Genomic DNA, 19373 nt, shown 5'->3' with positions numbered 1-19373 from the left:
CATGTCGTTGCGGCAGGTTGCTAGAGTTTGCCCGCCAGCTCGGACAGAAGCTCAGCCAATTCCTGCGGATGTGAAAAAAACGGCGAATGCGAGCTGTCGATTGTACGTCGAAGGTTTTCGGGGACGCAGGCGCTCATGTCTGCCTGGTACTCGGTCGGTATCGTGTGGTCGTCGGTTGTTCGGATATAGGCCTTGGGGACCTTGGCAAAGCGTGCGCCGACAGGCAGCGGTGTTTCTTGTGGCAGGATGGCTTGCGGACACAGGCGCGCGTATGCGTATGGCAGGATGTCGTCCGGGCAATCGTGATAAAACAGCTGTGGGACCGCATCCACGGACACGGTATAGGAAAGCCCGTCCGCAGATTTTTCCACTGCGTGCGCAATGGTTTGCCGCGACCCGCGCCTGCGCATTTCCGCCATCGAAAGACCATCCCGGGGGACATAGGCACACAGGTAAATCAAAGCGCGCATTGCATCCGGGCGCGCCTCGGCCGCTGCGCTGATCGGAAAGCCGGCCCAGGAATGGCCGACGACGATCGTATCGGGTGTACAGGCGTTCAAAATGGCATCGCGGCAACTGTCCAGCGTGACGTCGGCCACCGGCGTGGGGTCTGCACCATGGCTGGGCATGTCGATGGCGCGGGCGGTATGGCCCAGGGCTTCCAAAGCGGGGATCAGGTCGCGCCAGCACCAGGCGCCGTGACACGAGCCATGGACCAACAGGAAGGACGTCATTGTCATTCTCCTTCAGACATGTCCGATCTCGGTCAGAAATCCGGTCAGGATTTCTGCGTATTCCGCGGGTTTCTCAACGCAAGGCAAATGTCCGGCGCGGCGGATCAGCCGAAATCGGGATCCGGGAACAAGATCAATCGTTTCCCGCACCAGATCGGGCGGGGTCGATCCGTCTTCGCTGCCCGCAATCCCAAGCGTGGGCAGGCGCAGGCCGCTTGTGGGGGTATAAAAGTCGGTACCGGCAATGGCGGCACAGCAGCCCAGATACCCTTCGACTGGTTGGCTGACCATCATATCGCGCCAGGGCAGGTGGTTTTGGGCGCGGCGGTATTCGCGCGAGAACCAACGCTCCATCGTGGCATCGGCCAGAGCCTCGATCCCGCCCTTTCGCACCGCCTGAATGCGCTCTTGCCAGATCGAAGGCGTAGCGATCTTGGCAGCGGTGTTCGACAGCACCAGCGCACGAAACTGGTCCATGCGTTTGACCGCCAGCCCCTGCGCGATCATCCCGCCAATCGAGAGGCCGACAAAGACGCAATCGCGAACCTGAAGGTGATCCAGCAGCGCCTCGGCATCCCGCACCAAAGCGCCCATCGAATAGGGTGCAGGGGGCACCGAGGATTGCCCGTGCCCACGTTTGTCATACCGGATGACGCGCAGCCCGTCGGGCATGTATGGCAGCACCGCGTCCCAGAGATGCAGGTCGGTTCCCAGGGAATTGGCAAACACAATGGGTGCACCGTCCGTGGGGCCGTCGATGCGATAGTTCAGTTTCACGTCGCCCAGATCAGCGATCATCATGACAAAGGTCCTTGTCGTCATGCGGTCCTGATGCAATTTGCACAGCTTTCGCACCCATGTCAGGTCAGGAATTCCAACGCCTTAGCAAATATTCCCGGATCGACATTCCCGCCCGATGTGACGACGATCACGTCGTCGCCTTCGATCTCGTCGCCCCGGAAAAGGGCTGCGGCCAGGGCTACGGCGCCGCCGGGTTCCAACACGATTTTAAGGCGCAGAAAGGCATATGCCATGGCCTGCAATGCCTCGTCTTCGGTGACAGAAAGTCCGGGGCCGCAAAGACGGTGAAGGATCGGAAAGGTGATGTCGCCGGGCTGCGGTGTCAGGATCGCATCGCATATGTTACCCGACGCCGCATTGTTGTTTTGAATGCGACCTGACGCCAAGGATCGTTTGACGTCGTCGAACCCTTCCGGCTCACAGGGGCGCGCCCGCAAATTCGGCGCGTGTTTCTCCAGCGCCAGCGCAATGCCCGAGGTCAAACCTCCGCCGCCGCAACAGATCAGAACATCCGCCTGCGAAACCCCAATTTCCGCTGCCTGCCTGGCGATTTCCAGCCCGGTTGTGCCTTGCCCCGCGATGACCTGCGGTTCGTCATAGGGGCGGATCAGGGTCAGACCACGTTCGGCAGCGATGGCTTCGCCTATTTCCTCCCGTCTTTCATTCGCACGATCGTACAAAACGACTTCGCCGCCCAGCGCACGGGTGTTGTCGATCTTGAGTTGCGGCGCGTCCGACGGCATGACAATGACCGAGGCAATCCCGTGCTTCGCGGCGGCCATCGCAACGCCTTGCGCATGGTTGCCTGATGAATATGCGATCACACCACGCTGGCGTATGCCCTCATCCAGCGCCGAAATGGCCGACCACGCGCCGCGAAACTTGAAACTGCCGGTATGTTGCAGGCATTCCGGTTTGACCCAAATCCGGCGGCCCGCAAGCGTATCGAGAAAGGGCGACGACAGGATCGGCGTTTCGCGAACGTGTCCTTTCAGCCGCTCTGCGGCGGCTTCGATCATCTCAAATGTGCTCATGCGGCGTTCTTCAATACCTTCTGTATCAGGTCCAGTGATTGGGGTTCGTTCAGGAAAGGAACATGCCCACGATCTGGTACCTCGACCGAGATCAGGCCCGGGTGTCGGTGCCGCATCTCGGCCAGAGTGGCCACGTCCAGAACATCGGAATTCGCGCCCCGGATCACACCGGTGGGAATGTCGCGCAAGGCTTCGAAGAACACCCATAGATCAGGGGCTGCCCCGCTTGCAGCTTGTTCAAGAAGCGCCTTGCGCAAGGCTGGATCATATCGCAGCTTCAGCCCACCCTTGCGCATTTCATACTGAAATTCTGCCTGTTTGCGCCAGGTTTCCAGTGGAACACCGGGAAATTGCGGCTCCATTACGTGTTTCAATGCGGCGGCGGCTTCATCATAGGTTTTGGCCGTGGGCTGCGCCCCCACGTAGGCCATGATCTTGGCGATGCCCGACGGCTCGATAACCGGCCCCACGTCATTCAGAATTACGGCGGCCAGACGTTCGGGGTGGCTTGCGGCCAGCGCCATGGCGATCAGCCCGCCGCGCGATGTTCCCAGAATGACTGCTTTAGCGATCCCCAGATGATCGAGCAGCTCAATCGCGTCATGGGATTCGCGGAAGATATTGTAGTTCATGAAATCGGAGTCGTATTCCGAACGCCCGCGCCCCCTGTAATCCATGGCGATCATGCGCAGGCCCGAGGCATGTGGCGCAAAAAACGAAAAGTCGCGGCTGTTTCGGGTCAGACCAGCCAGGCACAAAAGCGGCGTGCCGGTGCCGGCCTCTTCGAAATAGATGCGCCTGCCGTCCGTTGTCATGAATTCTGACATCAGAGACCGGCCAGCTTGGGAATCGAGGTCAGATCGGACAGCACATGCGCAGGTGTCCAGGGAAGGCGATCCATGGGTTCACCAATCCGATTGACCCATGCGGTCACAAAACCGTACCCGCTGGCCCCGGCAGCGTCCCAGCCGTTCGAACTGACGAACAAGACCTCATCGCGTGCGCAGCCAAACCTGTCTTGCACCAGATCATAGACACGGGCGTGGGGTTTGAAGACGCCGACGCTTTCGACCGACAGAACATCATCCAATACATCGCCGATTCCGGCGGACTTCACGGCTCCGTCCAGCATGGGGGGCGACCCATTGGACAGGATCGCCATGTGCAGCCCACCATCCTTGAGGGCTTTCAGCATGGCCGGAACTTCGGGATAGGCCTGCAATTCCCAATAGAGATCAAGCAGACGTTGGCGCAGTTCCGGGTTGCCTTGCAGGCCTGTGGCCTCCAGAGCCCAATCCAGCCCGTCCTGGGTGACGTCCCAGAAATCCGCATGCGCATCCGCCACGGCGCGCAGCCATGTGTATTGCAGTTGTTTCAGACGCCAATGCCCCGCAACGGTGGTCCATTTGTCTTTCAGGGCTTCGAAACCCGGCTCGTCTGCCGCCTGTCGGGCAGCCGCGGCAACATCGAACAATGTTCCGTAGGCGTCGAACACACAGGTCGTGATCGCCATATGATCCTCCTTTGATTGCGCGCAGGTTGGCACATCGGCGCAGGGGGTGAAAGAGCCGAGGGTTTACAACATTGTGTCAACCTATAGGGTTGGCCGCTTAACCCCTTGGAACGGCCGGAGGCCACGATGACCGAAATCAAACAAGGCGACACGGTTCGCATCCACTACACCGGGACGTTGCTGGACGGCAAAGTCTTTGACAGCTCGGACGGGCGTGATCCGCTGGAATTCGTGGTCGGGTCGGGCCAGATCATCCCGGGTCTGGACCGTGCCATGCCGGGCCTGTCCACCGGGGATAAGACGCGGGTCGAGATTGCCTGCACCGACGCCTACGGCCCGATCAACCCGGCGATGCGTCAGGAAATTCCCCGTGAAGGCATTCCAGACGACATCCCCCTGGATCCAGGGACACAGTTGCAGATGCAAACGCCAGAAGGTCAGGCCGTGCCTGTAACGGTTGTGGATTCAAACGACGCCACCGTTACCCTGGATGCAAATCACCCGCTGGCAGGGCAGGATCTGGTTTTCGAGATCGAAGTCGTTTCAGTCAACTGAGACATGGTTCGGGCCGGGTGTCCGGCCCGGATCTCACCCTATCAGAGCGTGAATCGCAGCCCGCACCTGTGGCTGCGTAAAGAAGACAAATACCAGCAACAGCGAAGTCAACGTAAGCAATAGCACCCTGGCCCGTTGGCTGAGAAAGCCGGGCTTTCGCCTGCTTTGCGTCACGCGTGCATTATTTGCAATGATTTGGTCAAGTTTGCTCATATCGATTACCTGCCGCTTAATGATGGTAAAATCTGGGCAGCGGCAGGGAAAGATATGGTCACATGGATTCGGGTTGAGGCATGCCCAGAACGTGGAAACCGCCGTCAACGCGGATGATCTCACCCGTCGTGCAGGCGCCGGCATCTGACGTCAGGTACACTGCCGTTCCGCCGACAGCTTCAAGTGTGGCGTTAGAGCGCATCGGTGCATTCTGATCGCAGAATTTGTAGGTCTTGCGTGCACCGCCGATGGCTGCACCGGCAAGGGTTCTCATCGGCCCCGGGGAAATCGCATTCACGCGGATGCCATCGGGGCCAAGATCGTTGGCCAGATAGCGCGTTGCTGATTCCAGCGCAGCCTTTGCGACACCCATCACGTTGTAGTTGGGCACAACCCGGTTGGAGCCCTGATACGTCAGGGTCAGCAGGGAACCGCCATTGTCTTTCATCAACGGATAGGCGCGGCGCGCGACCTCGATGAAGGAATAGGCCGAAACATCCATCGAATGCTTGAAATTCGCCCGTGTGGTATTCAGGAACCGACCTGTCAGCTCGGACTTATCCGAATAGGCGATAGCATGGACCAAGAAATCTATGGTGGGCCAACGTTCGGCCAGCTCGCCAAAAGCGCGATCCAGAGACTCGTCGTCGGTGACATCCGCATCGACCATGAAATCGCTGCCCAGGCTCTGAGCCAACGGCTCCAGCCGTTTTCCGAATGCCTCGCCCTGATAGGTGAATGCCAGTTCGGCGCCAGCCTCGTGCATGGCCTTGGCAATGCCCCACGCAATCGAGCGGTCATTGGCCACGCCCATGATCAGGCCGCGTTTACCTTTGAGAAGATCCGACATTACTTTCACCCGTTATACTTTGAAAGAACCATGGACCCGTTTGTGCCGCCAAAGCCGAAGCTGTTGGTCATAACACTGTCCAGTCCTGCGTTTTCAACCACTTGAGTTGCAATTTCACCGGGCTGAATGCCTTCGGCAAGCGTGTCGACATTGATCGATGGTGTAATGAAATCATTTTCCAGCATCAGCAGGCAGAAAATAGTTTCAAGCGCGCCCGCCGCACCCTGAGCGTGGCCTGTCATCGACTTTGTCGAGGAGATGGGGGGTACATTGCCTTCGCCAAAGATGCGGCGCACCGCCTCTACCTCACCCACATCGCCGACGGGGGTCGAGGTGCCGTGGGCATTGATATAGCCGACCTTGCGCCCCTCGGGCAGGGTACCCAGAGCAAGTCGCATCGCGCGCTCGCCGCCCTCACCTGAAGGAGCAACCATGTCGTGGCCGTCTGAAGTTGCGGCATAACCCGTAACTTCAGCATAAATCTTGGCGCCGCGGGCCAGGGCGTGGTCCAGCTCTTCCAGAACAACGACTCCACCGCCGCCCGAAATCACGAAACCATCGCGGTTTTCGTCGAACGCGCGCGAGGCTTTATCGGGTGTGTCATTATATTTCGACGACATGGCGCCCATTGCATCGAACAGGCAGGAAAGCGTCCAGTCCAGTTCTTCACCGCCGCCGGCGAACATGACGTCCTGCTTGCCAAGCATGATCTGTTCGGCCGCGTTGCCGATGCAATGCAGCGAGGTCGAGCAGGCCGACGTGATCGAATAGTTGATGCCCTTGATCTTGAACGCGGTCGCCAGATTGGCCGAGATCGTCGAGCACATGCATTTCGGCACGGCAAACGGCCCGATGCGCTTGGTCGCGCCCGTCTTCAGAACAGTCTGATGCGCCGTCAGCATCGCGCTGGTCGATGGTCCGCCAGAGCCAGCAACAAGCCCGGTGCGCGGATTGACGATCTGGTCTTCGGTCAGACCAGAATCGGCAATCGCCTGGCTCATGGCGATATGTGCATAGGCCGCCCCTGGACCCATGAAGCGCAATGTGCGCTTGTCCACATGCTGGGCCACGTCGATCTTGAGCGTTCCTGCGATCTGGCTGCGAAAACCATGTTCCGCCATCTGTTCGCTGGCCACGATCCCGGATTTACCTGCTTTGAGCGAGGTCAGTACCTCTTCGGCATTGTTCCCGATCGAGGACACAACCCCCAGACCGGTGACGACTACTCGACGCATGTGCGCACTCCTTGTTTCAGACCGTTCAGGCTCAGGCCTCGGACAGAACGACCTTCATGTCCTTGACATCATAAATCATCTCGCCATCGGCTTCGACAATGCCATCCGCCACACCCATTGTCAGGCGGCGCGTTTGAATCGCTTTTTTGAAATCGATTTTATACGTCAGCATCTTGCGGTCCGGGCGCACCATGCCGGTCAGCTTTACTTCGCCGACGCCAACGGCCATGCCGCGCCCCTGCCATCCACGCCAGCCAAGGTTGAAACCGGTCAGTTGCCAAAGCCCGTCCAGCCCCAGACAGCCCGGCATGATCGGGTTGCCCGGAAAGTGGCACTCAAAGAACCAAAGGTCGGGTGTGATGTCGAATTCGGCCAGCACATGGCCCTTGCCGTGCAGACCACCATCCGCAGAGATGTCGGTGATCCGGTCCATCATCAGCATCGGTGGGGCGGGCAATTGTGCGTTGCCGGGGCCAAATAACTCACCGCGAGCGCATTTCAGCAGATCATCTTTGTCAAAACTGCTAGGGAACTGGGCCATTCTGCCACCTTTCCTGCCGGGGGTCTGTCTTTACATCTGGCTTCGTCTAACACCCGTTTGCAAGGTCCTGCAAGAGCAGCGCGCCACATCATGTTGTGTTGGTTCTTATCTTGCGAATGAATTTCATTTGTAATTGCCGGTGATGCGCCCCTATATATATAGGCAGCAATAACGGGTATCGGATCGATGACACCTCAGAGCCGCGAAATCGCAACAGGTTGGCTGGTGAATGCCGGCTTGCGACCGACGCGTCAGCGCGTGGCGCTGGCTGAGCTTCTGGTGGGCGACGGCCGCCATCGCCACGTCACCGCAGAAAGCCTTTTTGAATCGGCAAAGGCGAACGGGGATGCGGTGTCTCTGGCAACGGTCTACAACACTCTGCGTGCTTTTTGCGATGCGGGTGTGCTGCAAGAAATCACAGTGGACGGATCGAAAAGCTATTTCGACACGAACACGCATGATCATCCCCACTTTTATTGGGAAGACGACGCAAGGCTAAGCGATGCGCCGTCGGATCAGCTGGTCATTCAGCGCCTTCCCGAGGCGCCGGAAGGTGTCGAAATCGCATCTGTCGATGTCGTCATTCGCTTGCGCAAAAAGTAAAAGACCTTAAACGCCTGTCAGCCCGGCCACCAAAACTCGCTCGGCCTTTTCTATGACCGTGTCAGAGGGCCCTGTGCCGTGCCGTGCCAGAACGACGGATTCTGCTGTGTCCGGATTGGCAATCGGTACGCTGACCAGATGCTTGTTGTCATAGCTGAAGCTGCTGGGTGGGCTGGCATAGCTGATCCCGATTCCCTCACCATGGGCGGCAAGGCTGCGTTGAATCTCAAGGGATGCGGCCCGGTGCGCGACGGTAGGGCGCAGCCCGTTTTGCCGGAACAGGCCGAGAATGTGTTGGGCTGACAATCCTTCCGAAGACAGAATCAACGGATAACCCTCCAGCAACGCAAGGGTGACTTCCGTGGTTGTCGCCAATGGATGATCCGGGGACATCAACGCCTTCGGCCTGCTGTCGAACAGCTTTGTACGGGCGAACCCCGCATCCATGGTCAGATCGTATGTGATTGCAATGTCAATCTGGCCATCCATCAATCCATTCAGCAGCCCTTCGAAGGACCCGGCCACATATGTAAGGTTGATATCGGTGAACCTGTCGCGGAGAAGTTGCAGGGCCGGGGCCAAAAGGAAGGGGGCAAGGTCCGTAAAGCAGCCCAATCTCAGCCTGGAGTTGCCCGGCGCGGAGGTATCGGACGTTTCGATTCGCGCAGCATTTTTCAGCAAGACCTCGGCTTGGTCTATGAACGTACGTCCCTGAGGTGTCAGTGCCATGGCTGCGCCTCGGCGGCGAACGAACAGCGGAAACCCCAAATGGGCTTCAACACGCGTCAGCGCAGTGGACAAGGCCGGTTGCGAAACATTGAGATGCTGGGCTGCCGCCGACAAACTGCCGTGACGCCCGACTGCACAGACATATTCATATTGGCGCAGTGAAATATATAACATGAGCTTAATAATAACTTCGAAAGATATGATTTGAACAGAATACATTTTTCCGGGCAAAAACAAAAAAAACTTCAGGAGCTTCCGATGCCACACCCTCTTGTTTCTCAGCAGATGATCGACACTTATCAGGCCGACGGCGTCGTACTGGTCAAAGGGCTGTTTGCGGATCACGTGGATCAACTGCGCGATGGTGTGGCCGCGAATATGGCCGATCCCGGTCCCTATGCCTCGGAAAACAAGAAGGCGGGTGAAACAGGTCGTTTCTTTGATGATTATTGCAATTGGACCCGGATTCCGCAGTTCCGCGACGTGATCGAGACGTCTCCCGCAGCTGAGGTTGCCGCGGATCTGATGCAATCGAGACGCGTTCAGATGTTTCACGATCACGTGCTGGTCAAGGAACCCGGTACGTCGATGGCGACACCGTGGCATCAGGACGGCCCATATTATTTCGTCGAGGGTCAGCAGACGATCAGCTTCTGGTCTCCGCTTGATCCGGTCAGGCAGGCGACGCTGCGGTGTGTCGCCGGGTCGCACCGATGGGAGAAAGAAGTTCTGCCGACCCGATGGGTTTCCGAGGACGGCTTTTTCTCGGATGAAGGTCAGTACATCCCCGTGCCGGATCCGGTTGCCGAAGGTATGAAGATCGTCGAATTCGAGATGGAGCCCGGCGATGCCGTTGCTTTCAACTATCGCACGCTACACGGTGCACGCGGAAACCAGTCGGACAGCCGTCGCCGCGCGTTTTCACTGCGGCTGGTGGGCGACGATGCCCGGTATGTAGAGCGCCCCGGCCGAACCTCGCCCCCGTTTCCCGGTCATGACATGACGCCGGGACAGCGCCTGCGCGAGGATTGGTTTCCGATCTTGTTGCAGCGCCAGGCCGGCTCAGAACCACTGACCTGATTCGATCAGCCCGAGATCCAGCAGCTGGTGGGACTGCCATTCAAACGGCACCGAGTTGCGCCAGCGAAAGCTTCGGATGTCAAAGGTTGACCCTGCATTGGATTTCAGCGCCTTCGCGGCACGGAAGGAACAAATGGCGGCCGTCAGGTTGTGATGCCAGGGACAGGAATAGGTATTGTATTCCGGTTCGTTGAACGTGTGATCGGGTCTCAGCACCAGGTTTTTTTGCGCTTTGAACAATGCGATGCGGTCGATCCTGCGACGTTCGTATGGAATGTGGTCCTCGAACCGCCATCGCAACCCGCCTGAAAGATCCACCTGACGGTCCAGCGGTTGGCCGCTTGGGTCGTGGCGGGTATGGGCATAATAGCCAACACTGTCGAACATGGCCTGATCGGGGGCCACGCCATTGGGATGTGCGGTCAGATCCTCGGCGTATAGGTCAACGACATAGCTGAGCATCGCATTGCGACGCTCTTCACCATGAAAGACAAGCATCTCGCCCACGCTGCGCGTTTCGCAGTAGGGAAAGAATAGGTATTCGGCGTTGTAGCAATAATACATCCAGATGCCGGGTGCGGCCTGAATGATCCTGTTTATGGTTTCGAACACGACCAGCCGGGGAACACATTTCAAATTGATCCGATGCACCTTGGCGGACAGGTCCTCTGTCAGGTGAAACTCGTCCGGGGCAAAGACGATCACGGATTTGAAGCCGAGCCTTAGATGATGGTGCAGCGTGCTGGCCAGCTCCACGTCGTCCTCGGCAAAAATCAATGCTACGGGGCCTTTGGACAGTGCGGCCTGTCCCGATTTCAGGAAATGGTCGAGGGAATCGTACGTCATCGGGTGCTTTTTGGTCCGGCCTTGCTGGAAAGTCCTGCCAAATTCGGGTAATTGCGCCCGCATTGCAAGCGGCGTTCGAAGCGTATAGATGACGCCGATCCAGCGAATGCAAAGGCCCGTCCCATGTCCGAACCGAAGAAGCTGTTTATCAAGACTTATGGCTGTCAGATGAACGTCTATGACAGTGAACGCATGTCCGAGGCGCTGGGCGGGCAGGGCTATGTCGAAACCAAAACGCCTGACGATGCCGACATGATTCTGCTGAACACTTGTCACATCCGCGAAAAAGCGGCTGAGAAAGTTTATTCAGAACTCGGTCGCTTCAAGGGTCTGAAGGCCGAAAAGCCTGACCTGAAAATCGGTGTGGCAGGCTGTGTTGCGCAGGCCGAAGGTGAAGAAATCATGCGCCGCCAGCCGCTGGTCGATCTGGTCGTCGGTCCGCAAAGCTATCACCGTCTGCCCGAGATGGAGGCCAAGACCCGTGCGGGCGAAAAGGCGCTGGACACCGATTTCCCCGAGGAAGACAAGTTCGAAAAACTGAAAAACCGTCCCAAGGCCAAGCGCGGCCCGACGGCGTTTCTGACTGTTCAGGAAGGGTGCGACAAGTTCTGCGCCTTCTGCGTGGTGCCTTATACGCGTGGGGCCGAAGTCAGCCGCCCCGCGGATCGCATCATCCGCGAAGCCCATGATCTGGTTGAACGCGGCGTGCGCGAGATCACGCTGCTAGGTCAGAACGTGAACGCCTATCACGGGGCCGGCCCCGACGGAGACATGACCCTGGCAGGGCTGATCTGGGAACTGAACAAGGTTGACGGGCTGGAACGTATTCGTTTCACCACGTCGCACCCCAATGACATGGCCGACGACCTGATCGAGGCACATGGCAGCTGTGAGAAACTGATGCCGTATCTGCACCTGCCGGTTCAGTCGGGCTCGGACCGTATCCTCAAGCGAATGAATCGCAGCCACACGGCAGAAAGCTATCTGCGCCTGATCGAACGCATTCGTGCGGCGCGCCCGGATATCGTGATGTCAGGGGATTTCATCGTCGGCTTCCCCGAAGAAACCGAAGAGGATTTTCAGGCAACGTTGGATTTGGTTGAAGAGGTCAAATACGGCTACGCCTATTCCTTCAAGTATTCCACACGCCCGGGAACACCGGCGGCCGAGCGGGCTCAGGTTGATCCGGCTGCGGCGGATGATCGATTGCAGCGCCTTCAGGCCCTTATCACAAGACACCAAAGGGAAATTCAGGACGGTATGGTCGGTCGTACAGTCCGCGTTTTGTTTGAAAAACCGGGCCGCCTGCCGGGCCAGATGGTCGGAAAATCCGAGTATCTGCATTCGGTGCACGTGAAGGGCACCGGGATTGCCGTTGGTGATCTGAAAGAGGTCCGGATCACCGACTCGGGCGCCAATTCTTTGGCGGGTGAGCTGCTCTGAGTCGGTAAGATTCCGCCGTTCAGACACCATAGTTGGTGTTTGTTTCGAAAATTTACCCTTGATTTATTGCTTGGAACTATGCTCGGAGAGGAGCCATGTTTTTTCAGGCGCCGTTTTTGCGTCAAAAAAACGATTATTCGCCGATCCCGAGATCGGAGTGATGGAGGTACGAGTGCCAATCTTGAACAGCTTCAGGACCCTGAGCCTAGTGAAAACCTTGCCTTTGGCCTCGGTTGTCACTTTTTTTGCCAGCGCGACGATTGCCGGAGACCTGAAGGGCACGACAACCGATCCTGTCGTTATCAGCCCCAAGAAGTTCAGCAGTGACGTCAGTGCATTTTACCTGGGGATTGCTGGCGGCTACGCATCTGGCTGGGACGATCGATTTGGTCTGAGAACGCCCGCCGGGCTGTTTGATATTGGCGACCTGAACGTATCCGGCGCATACGGTGGCTTTCGTGGTGGCTGGCGTGGTGTTCTGCCTTCAAGGTGGGGGCGTGATTTCGTTTATGGTTTTGAAGTCAGTTATGATTTCGGATCCTTGGACGATAGTGTCAGAACCCAGATCTCTGGTGCCGATGTTCAGGGTGGGACAGAGGTTTCTGACGTTTTGTCCCTCAGGTACCGAAGCGGCCTGACAAGTCGAAACGGTCGGGTTCTGTACTTTTTCAGTGTCGGTTACTTGTGGGGGGATGTTGAGACAACCAACAATATCGCAACGGGGACTTCGACACAGAATTTTGCGGTGTCGGATCGGCGGGGCGGATATACCGCAAGCATCGGTGCCGAACACAAGCTGACAGACAATTGGTCGGTCACCGGCGAATACGAATACGTCCAGTTCAAATCCGAAGACGTTCAATTCGGTTCGGGCTTTTCCACGAAGTCCACACCGAAATACGGCGGCTTGAGATTCGGGCTGAACTATACGTTCTGATGCGCGTCTGACAGGCTTTTTCTTTTGTATGATCGGCGCTTTTGTCATCTGTGGGCTTATTTTTGAAACTGTGGCTTGCGCCCACCGAGATTTGTTGTCTACGCTCAGGGTGAACTGCCAAGACAGGAGAACGGATTGGCCATCGGTGCCCTGACCCCACCGCAAGACGAAATGCCCCAACGCGAGGCGTTTTTAGAGTTTCCCGACAACCGATTGTTGATTGACCTGTGCGGCGAATACGACCGCAATCTGACCGACATCGAAAGCAAGCTTTCCGTCCAGATCGTACGCCGCGGCAATCAGCTTGTCGTGATGGGCGATGAAGACGCCCAGAAGCAGGCTATTGAGGTGCTTCAATCGCTTTACACGCGATTGGAAGGCGGGCGCGAGGTCGAGGCCGCGGACGTGGACCGAGAACTGCGGATGGGTGGTTCGGAACAGGGGACCGGCAGCCGCGACGGCGATCAGTTGGAAATGTTCAAGGGCGGTTCAGTCGAGATCAAAACCCGCAAGAAACTGGTGGAACCGCGCACGGACGCCCAGAAAGCTTATGTGCAGTCACTGTTTCAAAATGAGCTTGCATTTGGCATTGGGCCTGCTGGCACGGGGAAAACCTATCTGGCTGTCGCGGTGGGCGTGTCGATGTTCATTGGCGGGCATGTGGATCGAATCATCCTCAGCCGCCCGGCGGTCGAGGCGGGTGAAAAACTGGGCTATCTGCCCGGTGACATGAAGGACAAGGTCGATCCCTACATGCAGCCGCTGTACGACGCGCTGAATGATTTTCTGCCCGGCAAGCAGTTGGCCAAGCTGATCGAGGAAAAGCGAATCGAAATAGCGCCGCTGGCGTTCATGCGTGGACGCACGTTGGCCAATGCTTTTGTGGTGCTGGACGAGGCACAGAACGCCACGACCATGCAGATGAAGATGTTCCTGACTCGTCTGGGCGAGGGCAGCCGCATGGTAATCACCGGCGACAGGTCTCAGGTGGATTTGCCACGCGGCGTTCAGTCGGGTTTGCAAGATGCGGAAAGACTTTTGAAAACGATCCCCAACATCAGTTTCAACTATTTCACGTCCAAGGACGTGGTTCGCCACCCGCTTGTGGCCGCGATCATCGAGGCGTATGAGGCGGATGCGGGCCGCGAAACCAGTTGATTGCAAGGCTCATTCACAGGGCTGTTGTGCGATATATGAATCTGGAACTCACTGTCGAAGACGACCGGTGGCAAGGGCTTGAAGCTTTGTCGCGGCAAGCGATATCCGCCGTCCTGTCCCATGCGGAACTGGACCCTGAGCTTTGCGAAATCAGCGTTCTGGGATGCGATGATGCGCGCATTTCGGAGCTGAACGCCGAGTTTCGCGGCAAACCAGCCGCCACCAATGTTCTGAGCTGGCCGGCAGAAGACTTGGCCCCGGAGGAAGCCGGGCAAGCGCCGCATCCGCCAAAGCCGGATTTCACCGGTGAAATTCCTTTGGGCGATATTGCGATTTCCTTCGACACCTGCGCGCGTGAGGCGGATGAGGCGGGCAAGGACATTGACGATCACGTCATTCATTTGCTTGTTCACGGAACGTTGCATTTGCTGGGATATGATCACATTCGTGACCCCGATGCCGCTTTGATGGAAGGGATTGAGGTCGAGATACTTGGCAAATTGGGTATAGATAACCCATATAAGGCATAAGGTGGGTCAGGTGACCCGATCAGTTGGAACAAGGTAATGGGCGAAACAGACGGCAGTTCTAGGGCAGCGCAAAGCGCGCAACCTCAGGACAGCGGCAATGATACAGAAGAGAAAAGCGGGCTTATTTCCCGAATTTTCGACGCGTTTTCGGGTCATGAGACTCAGCAAAGCCCGGTGATCAATGGGCAGAGCGCAGCGGCAGCTCGGCCTCACGGGATGATGAACCTGCGCCGGATGCGCGTCGAAGACGTGGCCATTCCAACGGCCGAGATCATCGCGGTTCCTTCTACCATCACCAAGGATGAACTGGCCGACGTGTTCCGGGGCAGTGGGTTGTCCAGAATCCCGGTCTATGAAGGAACGCTGGATACGCCGTTGGGCTTCGTTCACCTCAAGGATTTCGCACTGACCCATGGTTTCAATGGCGGTGCCGACAAGTTTGACCTGAAATCCATGTTGCGCACGCTTTTGTTTGTGCCGCCTTCAATGCCGATCGGTGTCCTGCTGACAAAGATGCAGACCGAACGTCGCCATATGGCGTTGGTGATTGATGAGTATGGCGGCGTCGACGGGCTGCTGACGATCGAAGACTTGATCGAGCAGGTCGTGGGTGAGATCGCGGACGAACACGATGCAGACGAAGATCAGCTTTGGGTGCAGGAAAAGCCCGGCTGTTACGTTGTGCAGGCACGTGTGCCGCTTGAGGACTTCGAGGCCGAGATCGGCAGATCCTTGACCAGCCACGAGGATGTGGATGAAGAAGACATCGACACGCTGGGGGGGCTGGTGTTCATGCTGTCCGGGCGTGTTCCGGCACGGGGTGAGGTCGTGATTCATCCGGAAGGGCCGGAATTCGAAGTGATTGAAGCCGACCCGCGACGCATCAAACGGTTGCGCGTCATGCTGCCGGACGTCGCTGCATGACGCCTGTCCGGGGCTGGCCGTCATCGTTGAGATTGTTTGCCGCCGCCGCACTGGGCGCCTTCGGCGCTTTTGGCCAGGCACCGCATGGGTATTGGGGCGCTACGGTTGTTGCACTGGTTTTGATCGTTCCGGTGTTCCTTGGCAGTGAAACCCGTGCTCGCGCGGGGTGGATCGGCTGGTTCTTCGCCACCGGCTATTTTGCCCATGGGCTCAGCTGGATCATCGAGCCTTTCCAGGTGGATGCAGAGCGCCACGCCTGGATGGCACCGTTTGCGCTGGTGTTTATGGCCGGCGGGCTCGCCTTGTTCTGGGCGGTTGCGTTTCGACTGGCGCGGCATGTTGGCGCGACCGCCATGCAGCAAAGCGTTTTGCTGATCGCGACGCTGTCGCTGGCTGAACTGGCACGGGGATACGTGCTGACCGGGTTCCCCTGGGGCGGAGTGGCGCAAATCTGGGTGAATACGCCCGTGGCGCAATTGCTGTCTCTGGTAGGGCCGTATGGACTGAATGCGCTGACATTTGCCGTGGCGTTTCCGATAGGGGCGGCACTGGCTCAGGAAAGACGCTTGCGGGCACTGGTCCGTCCACTGGGATTTACAGCTGTGGCGGCGGTGCTGGCGATTGGCTATACGTCGATGCGGCCAACGGTTCAGGAAGGCCCGCACACAGTTCGTGTTGTTCAGCCCAACGCCCCGCAGCACCAAAAGTGGGACCCGGCATATGCGCCCTTGTTCTTTGCCCGTCAGATTGAATATTCCGCCGCTTTGCCCAGACCGGACCTGATCGTCTGGCCCGAGACCGCAGTTCCAGCCTGGCTGGGCAGCGCGCAACCGTATTTGACGGCCATTGCGGATGCCGCTCAGGGGACGCCCGTGGTTTTGGGGATCCAGCGTGGAGACGGCCCGAGGATTTTCAACTCGATGGTCTATCTGGATGAAGCCGGGCAGCAGGGCGGTCTGTATGACAAACACCATCTGGCCCCGTTTGGAGAATATGTGCCTTTTGGCGAGTTGATGGGCCGTTTTGGGATTTATGGGATGGCGGCCACAACGGGGCATGGATTCAGCGCAGGGCCGGGGCCCGAGCTCTTGGGCCTTGGCAAATTGGGAAAGGCGCTGCCTCTGATCTGTTACGAAGCCGTGTTCCCGCAGGATGTGAACGGGGCGGCGGGTCGGGCGGACTTTCTGTTGCAGATCACCAATGACGCATGGTTCGGAACGCGTTCGGGACCGTTTCAGCATCTGGCACAGGCCCGGATGAGGGCAATTGAACAGGGTCTGCCGATGATCCGTTCAGCCAATACCGGCATATCGGCCATGATTGACCCATTGGGTCAGGTCACGGCCTCAATGGCGCTGGGCAAGGCGGGATACGTGGATGCGATCCTGCCGCAGCCACATCAGCCAACAGTTTATTCCCGCATCGGGGACAGCCCTGTTCTTGGACTGCTATTGTTTCTTGCTGCATTGGCGTGGTTCAACATCCGTCGCCTGACCAAATAATTTAAGATTGACCCCATCTTTAAGCGAGCGTATGCGTCTGTGACCTGTCACAACGGCTTCCTGGCGTGGCGGAGAAACCCCTAATGGAGCACATTTATGTCCCGACAGAACTATACATTTACTTCGGAATCCGTTTCCGAAGGGCATCCCGACAAGGTCTGTGACCGCATCTCGGATGCTGTCCTTGATGCATTTCTCAATGAAGAACCAGAAGCCCGTGTGGCCTGCGAAACCTTCGCCACGACCAACCGGGTTGTGATCGGTGGCGAAGTAGGTCTGTCTGATCAAGACAAGCTGCACGATTACATGGGACGCATCGAACAGATCGCCCGCGACTGTGTCAAAGACATCGGTTACGAGCAGGACAAGTTTCACCACGAAACCGTCGAAGTAACCAATCTGCTGCACGAACAATCCGCCCATATCGCTCAGGGCGTTGATGCTGCGGATGACAAGGACGAGGGTGCCGGCGACCAGGGCATCATGTTCGGTTATGCCACGACTGAAACTCCGGCGCTGATGCCCGCACCGATCCAGTATTCGCACGCTATCCTGCGGCGACTGGCGGAAGTACGCAAGAATGGTACCGAACCTGCTTTGGGCCCCGACGCAAAGTCGCAGCTGTCAGTCGTTTATCGCGACGGCAAGCCGGTCGGCGTCAGCTCGATCGTTCTGTCTACGCAGCATCTGGATGAAGCGTTGTCTTCGGATGATATCCGCGCCATCGTCGAGCCTTATATCCGCGAAACCCTGCCTGACGGCTGGCTGTCGGCCGAAACCGAATGGCACGTCAACCCGACCGGCAAATTCGTTATCGGCGGACCGGATGGTGACGCGGGCCTGACCGGGCGCAAGATCATCGTAGATACCTATGGCGGTGCGGCCCCTCATGGCGGCGGCGCGTTCTCGGGCAAAGACCCGACCAAGGTTGACCGCTCGGCAGCATACGCAGCACGCTATCTGGCCAAAAACGTCGTGGCGGCCGGCATGGCCGAACGCTGCACGATTCAGCTGAGCTATGCGATTGGCGTGTCCAAGCCGCTGTCGATCTATGCCGACACGCACGGAACCGGCCAATTGGCGGATACGGTTATCGAAAAAGCTGTGGGTGAGGTCATGGATCTGACACCGCGCGGCATTCGCCAGCATCTGCAACTGAACAAACCGATCTATCAGCGCACAGCTGCTTACGGCCACTTTGGTCGCCAGCCGAGCGATGATGGGGGTTTCAGCTGGGAGCGCACCGATCTGGTCGATGCGTTGAAATCCGCAGTCTGATCTGAACAACACAAAGCGCGCCTTGCAGGGCGCGCTTTTTCCTTGTGCGTACCGCGCGCCCTTGCAACGTTCTCTGGCGCGCAGTATGGCGACCGCCATGAGCACCGAGACCCCACAACGCCCGCGCAGAAACTTCTATGGCCGCTTCAAGGGCAAGACCCTGAAGCCCAGCCAAAAGACCTATCTGAACGAAGATCTGGCGGCTTTGTCGCCCGGTGCGGTGGATTGGGATACAAACCCCGAACGCAGGCCGTTGGACCTGAACAAGTTGTTCGGCGGCAAGCCGGTCTGGCTGGAAGTCGGCTTTGGCGGCGGCGAGCATCTGGTTCATCAGGCGCAAAGCAACCCCGACATCGGCATCATCGGGGCCGAGCCCTATATCAACGGCGTTGCCATGCTGCTGGGCAAAATTCGGCAGGCGGAGGTTGATAACCTTGCCGTGCATCCCGGCGATGCCCGAGACCTGTTCGACGTTCTGCCAGAGGCCAGCATATCGCGCGCCTTCCTTCTGTATCCTGACCCGTGGCCCAAAACCCGGCATCATCGTCGCCGTTTCGTGACACCGGAACATCTTGAACCCTTGGCAAAGGTCTTGAAGCCCGGATCGATCTTCCGGGTCGCCACGGACATCCCCGACTATGTGCGGCAGACTCTCGAGGAAGTCCCCCGCGCCGGGTTCGAGTGGCTGGCCGAGCGCCCCGCAGATTGGCGCGAGCCGTGGGACGACTGGATTTCCACACGCTACGAGCAGAAAGCCTTGCGTGAAGGTCGCACGCCCCATTACCTGACCTTCCGCCGCAATGACTGATTGCCGCTGGACCAACCGGTACCAATTCGCTAATCGGCTTGAGCACTGATAGCGCAAAA

At 58.1% G+C, this 19373-nt stretch carries 21 protein-coding genes and 1 riboswitch; of the genes, 11 read left to right on the top strand and 10 right to left on the bottom strand.

What is annotated here, in order from left to right:
- Positions 1 to 20: 20 nt before the first annotated feature.
- The 5 genes from GOW31_RS14380 to GOW31_RS14360 are packed head-to-tail and all read right to left on the bottom strand — an operon-like array spanning position 21 to position 4082.
- Positions 21 to 734 carry an alpha/beta fold hydrolase gene (locus GOW31_RS14380; protein WP_171170955.1) on the bottom strand — a complete coding sequence of 238 codons (714 nt, stop codon included), beginning with the start codon at positions 732 to 734 and terminating at the stop codon, positions 21 to 23.
- 12 nt (positions 735 to 746) lie between these two features.
- Positions 747 to 1535, bottom strand: a complete 789-nt coding sequence (pcaD, locus tag GOW31_RS14375; protein ID WP_171171022.1) for a 3-oxoadipate enol-lactonase — start codon at positions 1533 to 1535, stop codon at positions 747 to 749.
- 59 nt (positions 1536 to 1594) lie between these two features.
- Complete coding sequence (locus GOW31_RS14370) at positions 1595 to 2569, bottom strand: threonine/serine dehydratase (RefSeq protein ID WP_171170954.1); 975 nt, start codon at positions 2567 to 2569, stop codon at positions 1595 to 1597.
- Positions 2566 to 3396: an alpha/beta fold hydrolase gene (locus GOW31_RS14365; RefSeq protein ID WP_171170952.1), complete on the bottom strand. Its 831-nt coding sequence runs from the start codon at positions 3394 to 3396 to the stop codon at positions 2566 to 2568. Before GOW31_RS14365 ends, GOW31_RS14370 begins: the two co-directional genes overlap by 4 nt.
- Positions 3396 to 4082, bottom strand: a complete 687-nt coding sequence (locus GOW31_RS14360) for a haloacid dehalogenase type II (RefSeq protein WP_171170950.1) — start codon at positions 4080 to 4082, stop codon at positions 3396 to 3398. Before GOW31_RS14360 ends, GOW31_RS14365 begins: the two co-directional genes overlap by 1 nt.
- A gap of 126 nt (positions 4083 to 4208) precedes the next feature.
- Between GOW31_RS14360 and GOW31_RS14355 the strand changes: the two genes are divergently transcribed.
- Positions 4209 to 4637, top strand: a complete 429-nt coding sequence (locus tag GOW31_RS14355; protein ID WP_171117363.1) for a peptidylprolyl isomerase — start codon at positions 4209 to 4211, stop codon at positions 4635 to 4637.
- A 271-nt stretch (positions 4638 to 4908) separates the two neighbouring features.
- On the opposite strand, the gene GOW31_RS14350 is transcribed toward GOW31_RS14355, so the two are convergent.
- Genes GOW31_RS14350 through fabA form a run of 3 tightly spaced genes read right to left on the bottom strand, consistent with a single transcriptional unit; the run spans position 4909 to position 7476 of the window.
- Positions 4909 to 5700, bottom strand: coding sequence for an enoyl-ACP reductase (locus GOW31_RS14350; RefSeq protein WP_171170948.1), 792 nt, complete (start codon positions 5698 to 5700; stop codon positions 4909 to 4911).
- A 5-nt stretch (positions 5701 to 5705) separates the two neighbouring features.
- On the bottom strand, positions 5706 to 6935 hold the full coding sequence (gene fabB, locus GOW31_RS14345; RefSeq protein WP_171170947.1) for a beta-ketoacyl-ACP synthase I: 1230 nt from the start codon (positions 6933 to 6935) through the stop codon (positions 5706 to 5708).
- Positions 6936 to 6966: 31 nt separating this feature from the next.
- On the bottom strand, positions 6967 to 7476 hold the full coding sequence (gene fabA, locus GOW31_RS14340) for a bifunctional 3-hydroxydecanoyl-ACP dehydratase/trans-2-decenoyl-ACP isomerase (protein ID WP_152457158.1): 510 nt from the start codon (positions 7474 to 7476) through the stop codon (positions 6967 to 6969).
- Positions 7477 to 7662: 186 nt separating this feature from the next.
- Here fabA and irrA point away from each other — a divergent pair, with 186 nt between their 5' ends.
- Positions 7663 to 8079, top strand: coding sequence for an iron response transcriptional regulator IrrA (gene irrA, locus GOW31_RS14335; protein WP_170344907.1), 417 nt, complete (start codon positions 7663 to 7665; stop codon positions 8077 to 8079).
- Positions 8080 to 8085: 6 nt separating this feature from the next.
- Here irrA and GOW31_RS14330 read toward each other — a convergent pair whose 3' ends face one another.
- Positions 8086 to 8982, bottom strand: a complete 897-nt coding sequence (locus GOW31_RS14330) for a LysR family transcriptional regulator (RefSeq protein ID WP_171170945.1) — start codon at positions 8980 to 8982, stop codon at positions 8086 to 8088.
- A gap of 84 nt (positions 8983 to 9066) precedes the next feature.
- Here GOW31_RS14330 and GOW31_RS14325 point away from each other — a divergent pair, with 84 nt between their 5' ends.
- Positions 9067 to 9888, top strand: coding sequence for a phytanoyl-CoA dioxygenase family protein (locus GOW31_RS14325; RefSeq protein ID WP_171170943.1), 822 nt, complete (start codon positions 9067 to 9069; stop codon positions 9886 to 9888).
- On the opposite strand, the gene GOW31_RS14320 is transcribed toward GOW31_RS14325, so the two are convergent.
- On the bottom strand, positions 9871 to 10734 hold the full coding sequence (locus GOW31_RS14320) for a hypothetical protein (RefSeq protein ID WP_171170941.1): 864 nt from the start codon (positions 10732 to 10734) through the stop codon (positions 9871 to 9873). The two genes, GOW31_RS14325 and GOW31_RS14320, sit on opposite strands and share 18 nt — an antisense overlap.
- Before the next feature lie 123 nt (positions 10735 to 10857).
- On the opposite strand from GOW31_RS14320, the gene miaB reads away from it, so the two are divergent.
- The 8 genes from miaB (at position 10858) to trmB (ending at position 19314) form a co-directional block, all read left to right on the top strand.
- Positions 10858 to 12177 (top strand): tRNA (N6-isopentenyl adenosine(37)-C2)-methylthiotransferase MiaB, encoded by a 1320-nt coding sequence (gene miaB / locus GOW31_RS14315; protein WP_171170939.1) that lies wholly within the window; start codon positions 10858 to 10860, stop codon positions 12175 to 12177.
- 172 nt (positions 12178 to 12349) lie between these two features.
- Positions 12350 to 13114, top strand: a complete 765-nt coding sequence (locus tag GOW31_RS14310) for an outer membrane protein (RefSeq protein WP_367396956.1) — start codon at positions 12350 to 12352, stop codon at positions 13112 to 13114.
- Positions 13115 to 13249: 135 nt separating this feature from the next.
- The gene (locus tag GOW31_RS14305; RefSeq protein WP_152457164.1) at positions 13250 to 14272 is read left to right on the top strand and encodes a PhoH family protein; all 1023 of its coding nucleotides are present in this window, start codon (positions 13250 to 13252) and stop codon (positions 14270 to 14272) included.
- A gap of 35 nt (positions 14273 to 14307) precedes the next feature.
- Positions 14308 to 14802, top strand: coding sequence for an rRNA maturation RNase YbeY (gene ybeY / locus GOW31_RS14300; protein WP_171170937.1), 495 nt, complete (start codon positions 14308 to 14310; stop codon positions 14800 to 14802).
- A 36-nt stretch (positions 14803 to 14838) separates the two neighbouring features.
- Positions 14839 to 15726 carry a hemolysin family protein gene (locus GOW31_RS14295; protein ID WP_171170935.1) on the top strand — a complete coding sequence of 296 codons (888 nt, stop codon included), beginning with the start codon at positions 14839 to 14841 and terminating at the stop codon, positions 15724 to 15726.
- Positions 15723 to 17228 (top strand): apolipoprotein N-acyltransferase, encoded by a 1506-nt coding sequence (gene lnt, locus GOW31_RS14290; protein ID WP_171170933.1) that lies wholly within the window; start codon positions 15723 to 15725, stop codon positions 17226 to 17228. The genes GOW31_RS14295 and lnt overlap by 4 nt, the downstream gene beginning before the upstream one ends.
- A 41-nt stretch (positions 17229 to 17269) precedes the next feature.
- Positions 17270 to 17319, top strand: a riboswitch (SAM-SAH riboswitch).
- Positions 17320 to 17324: 5 nt separating this feature from the next.
- Positions 17325 to 18506 (top strand): methionine adenosyltransferase, encoded by a 1182-nt coding sequence (gene metK / locus GOW31_RS14285; RefSeq protein WP_171170931.1) that lies wholly within the window; start codon positions 17325 to 17327, stop codon positions 18504 to 18506.
- Between the two features lie 97 nt (positions 18507 to 18603).
- A complete protein-coding gene (gene trmB / locus GOW31_RS14280) occupies positions 18604 to 19314 on the top strand; it encodes a tRNA (guanosine(46)-N7)-methyltransferase TrmB (RefSeq protein ID WP_171170929.1) in 711 nt (236 codons plus the stop codon).
- The last annotated feature ends 59 nt before the right edge of the window (positions 19315 to 19373 follow it).

This window comes from Ruegeria sp. HKCCA0370, from assembly GCF_013033705.1.
Lineage (GTDB): Bacteria > Pseudomonadota > Alphaproteobacteria > Rhodobacterales > Rhodobacteraceae > Ruegeria.
This window is presented reverse-complemented; position numbering and strand designations above follow the sequence as displayed.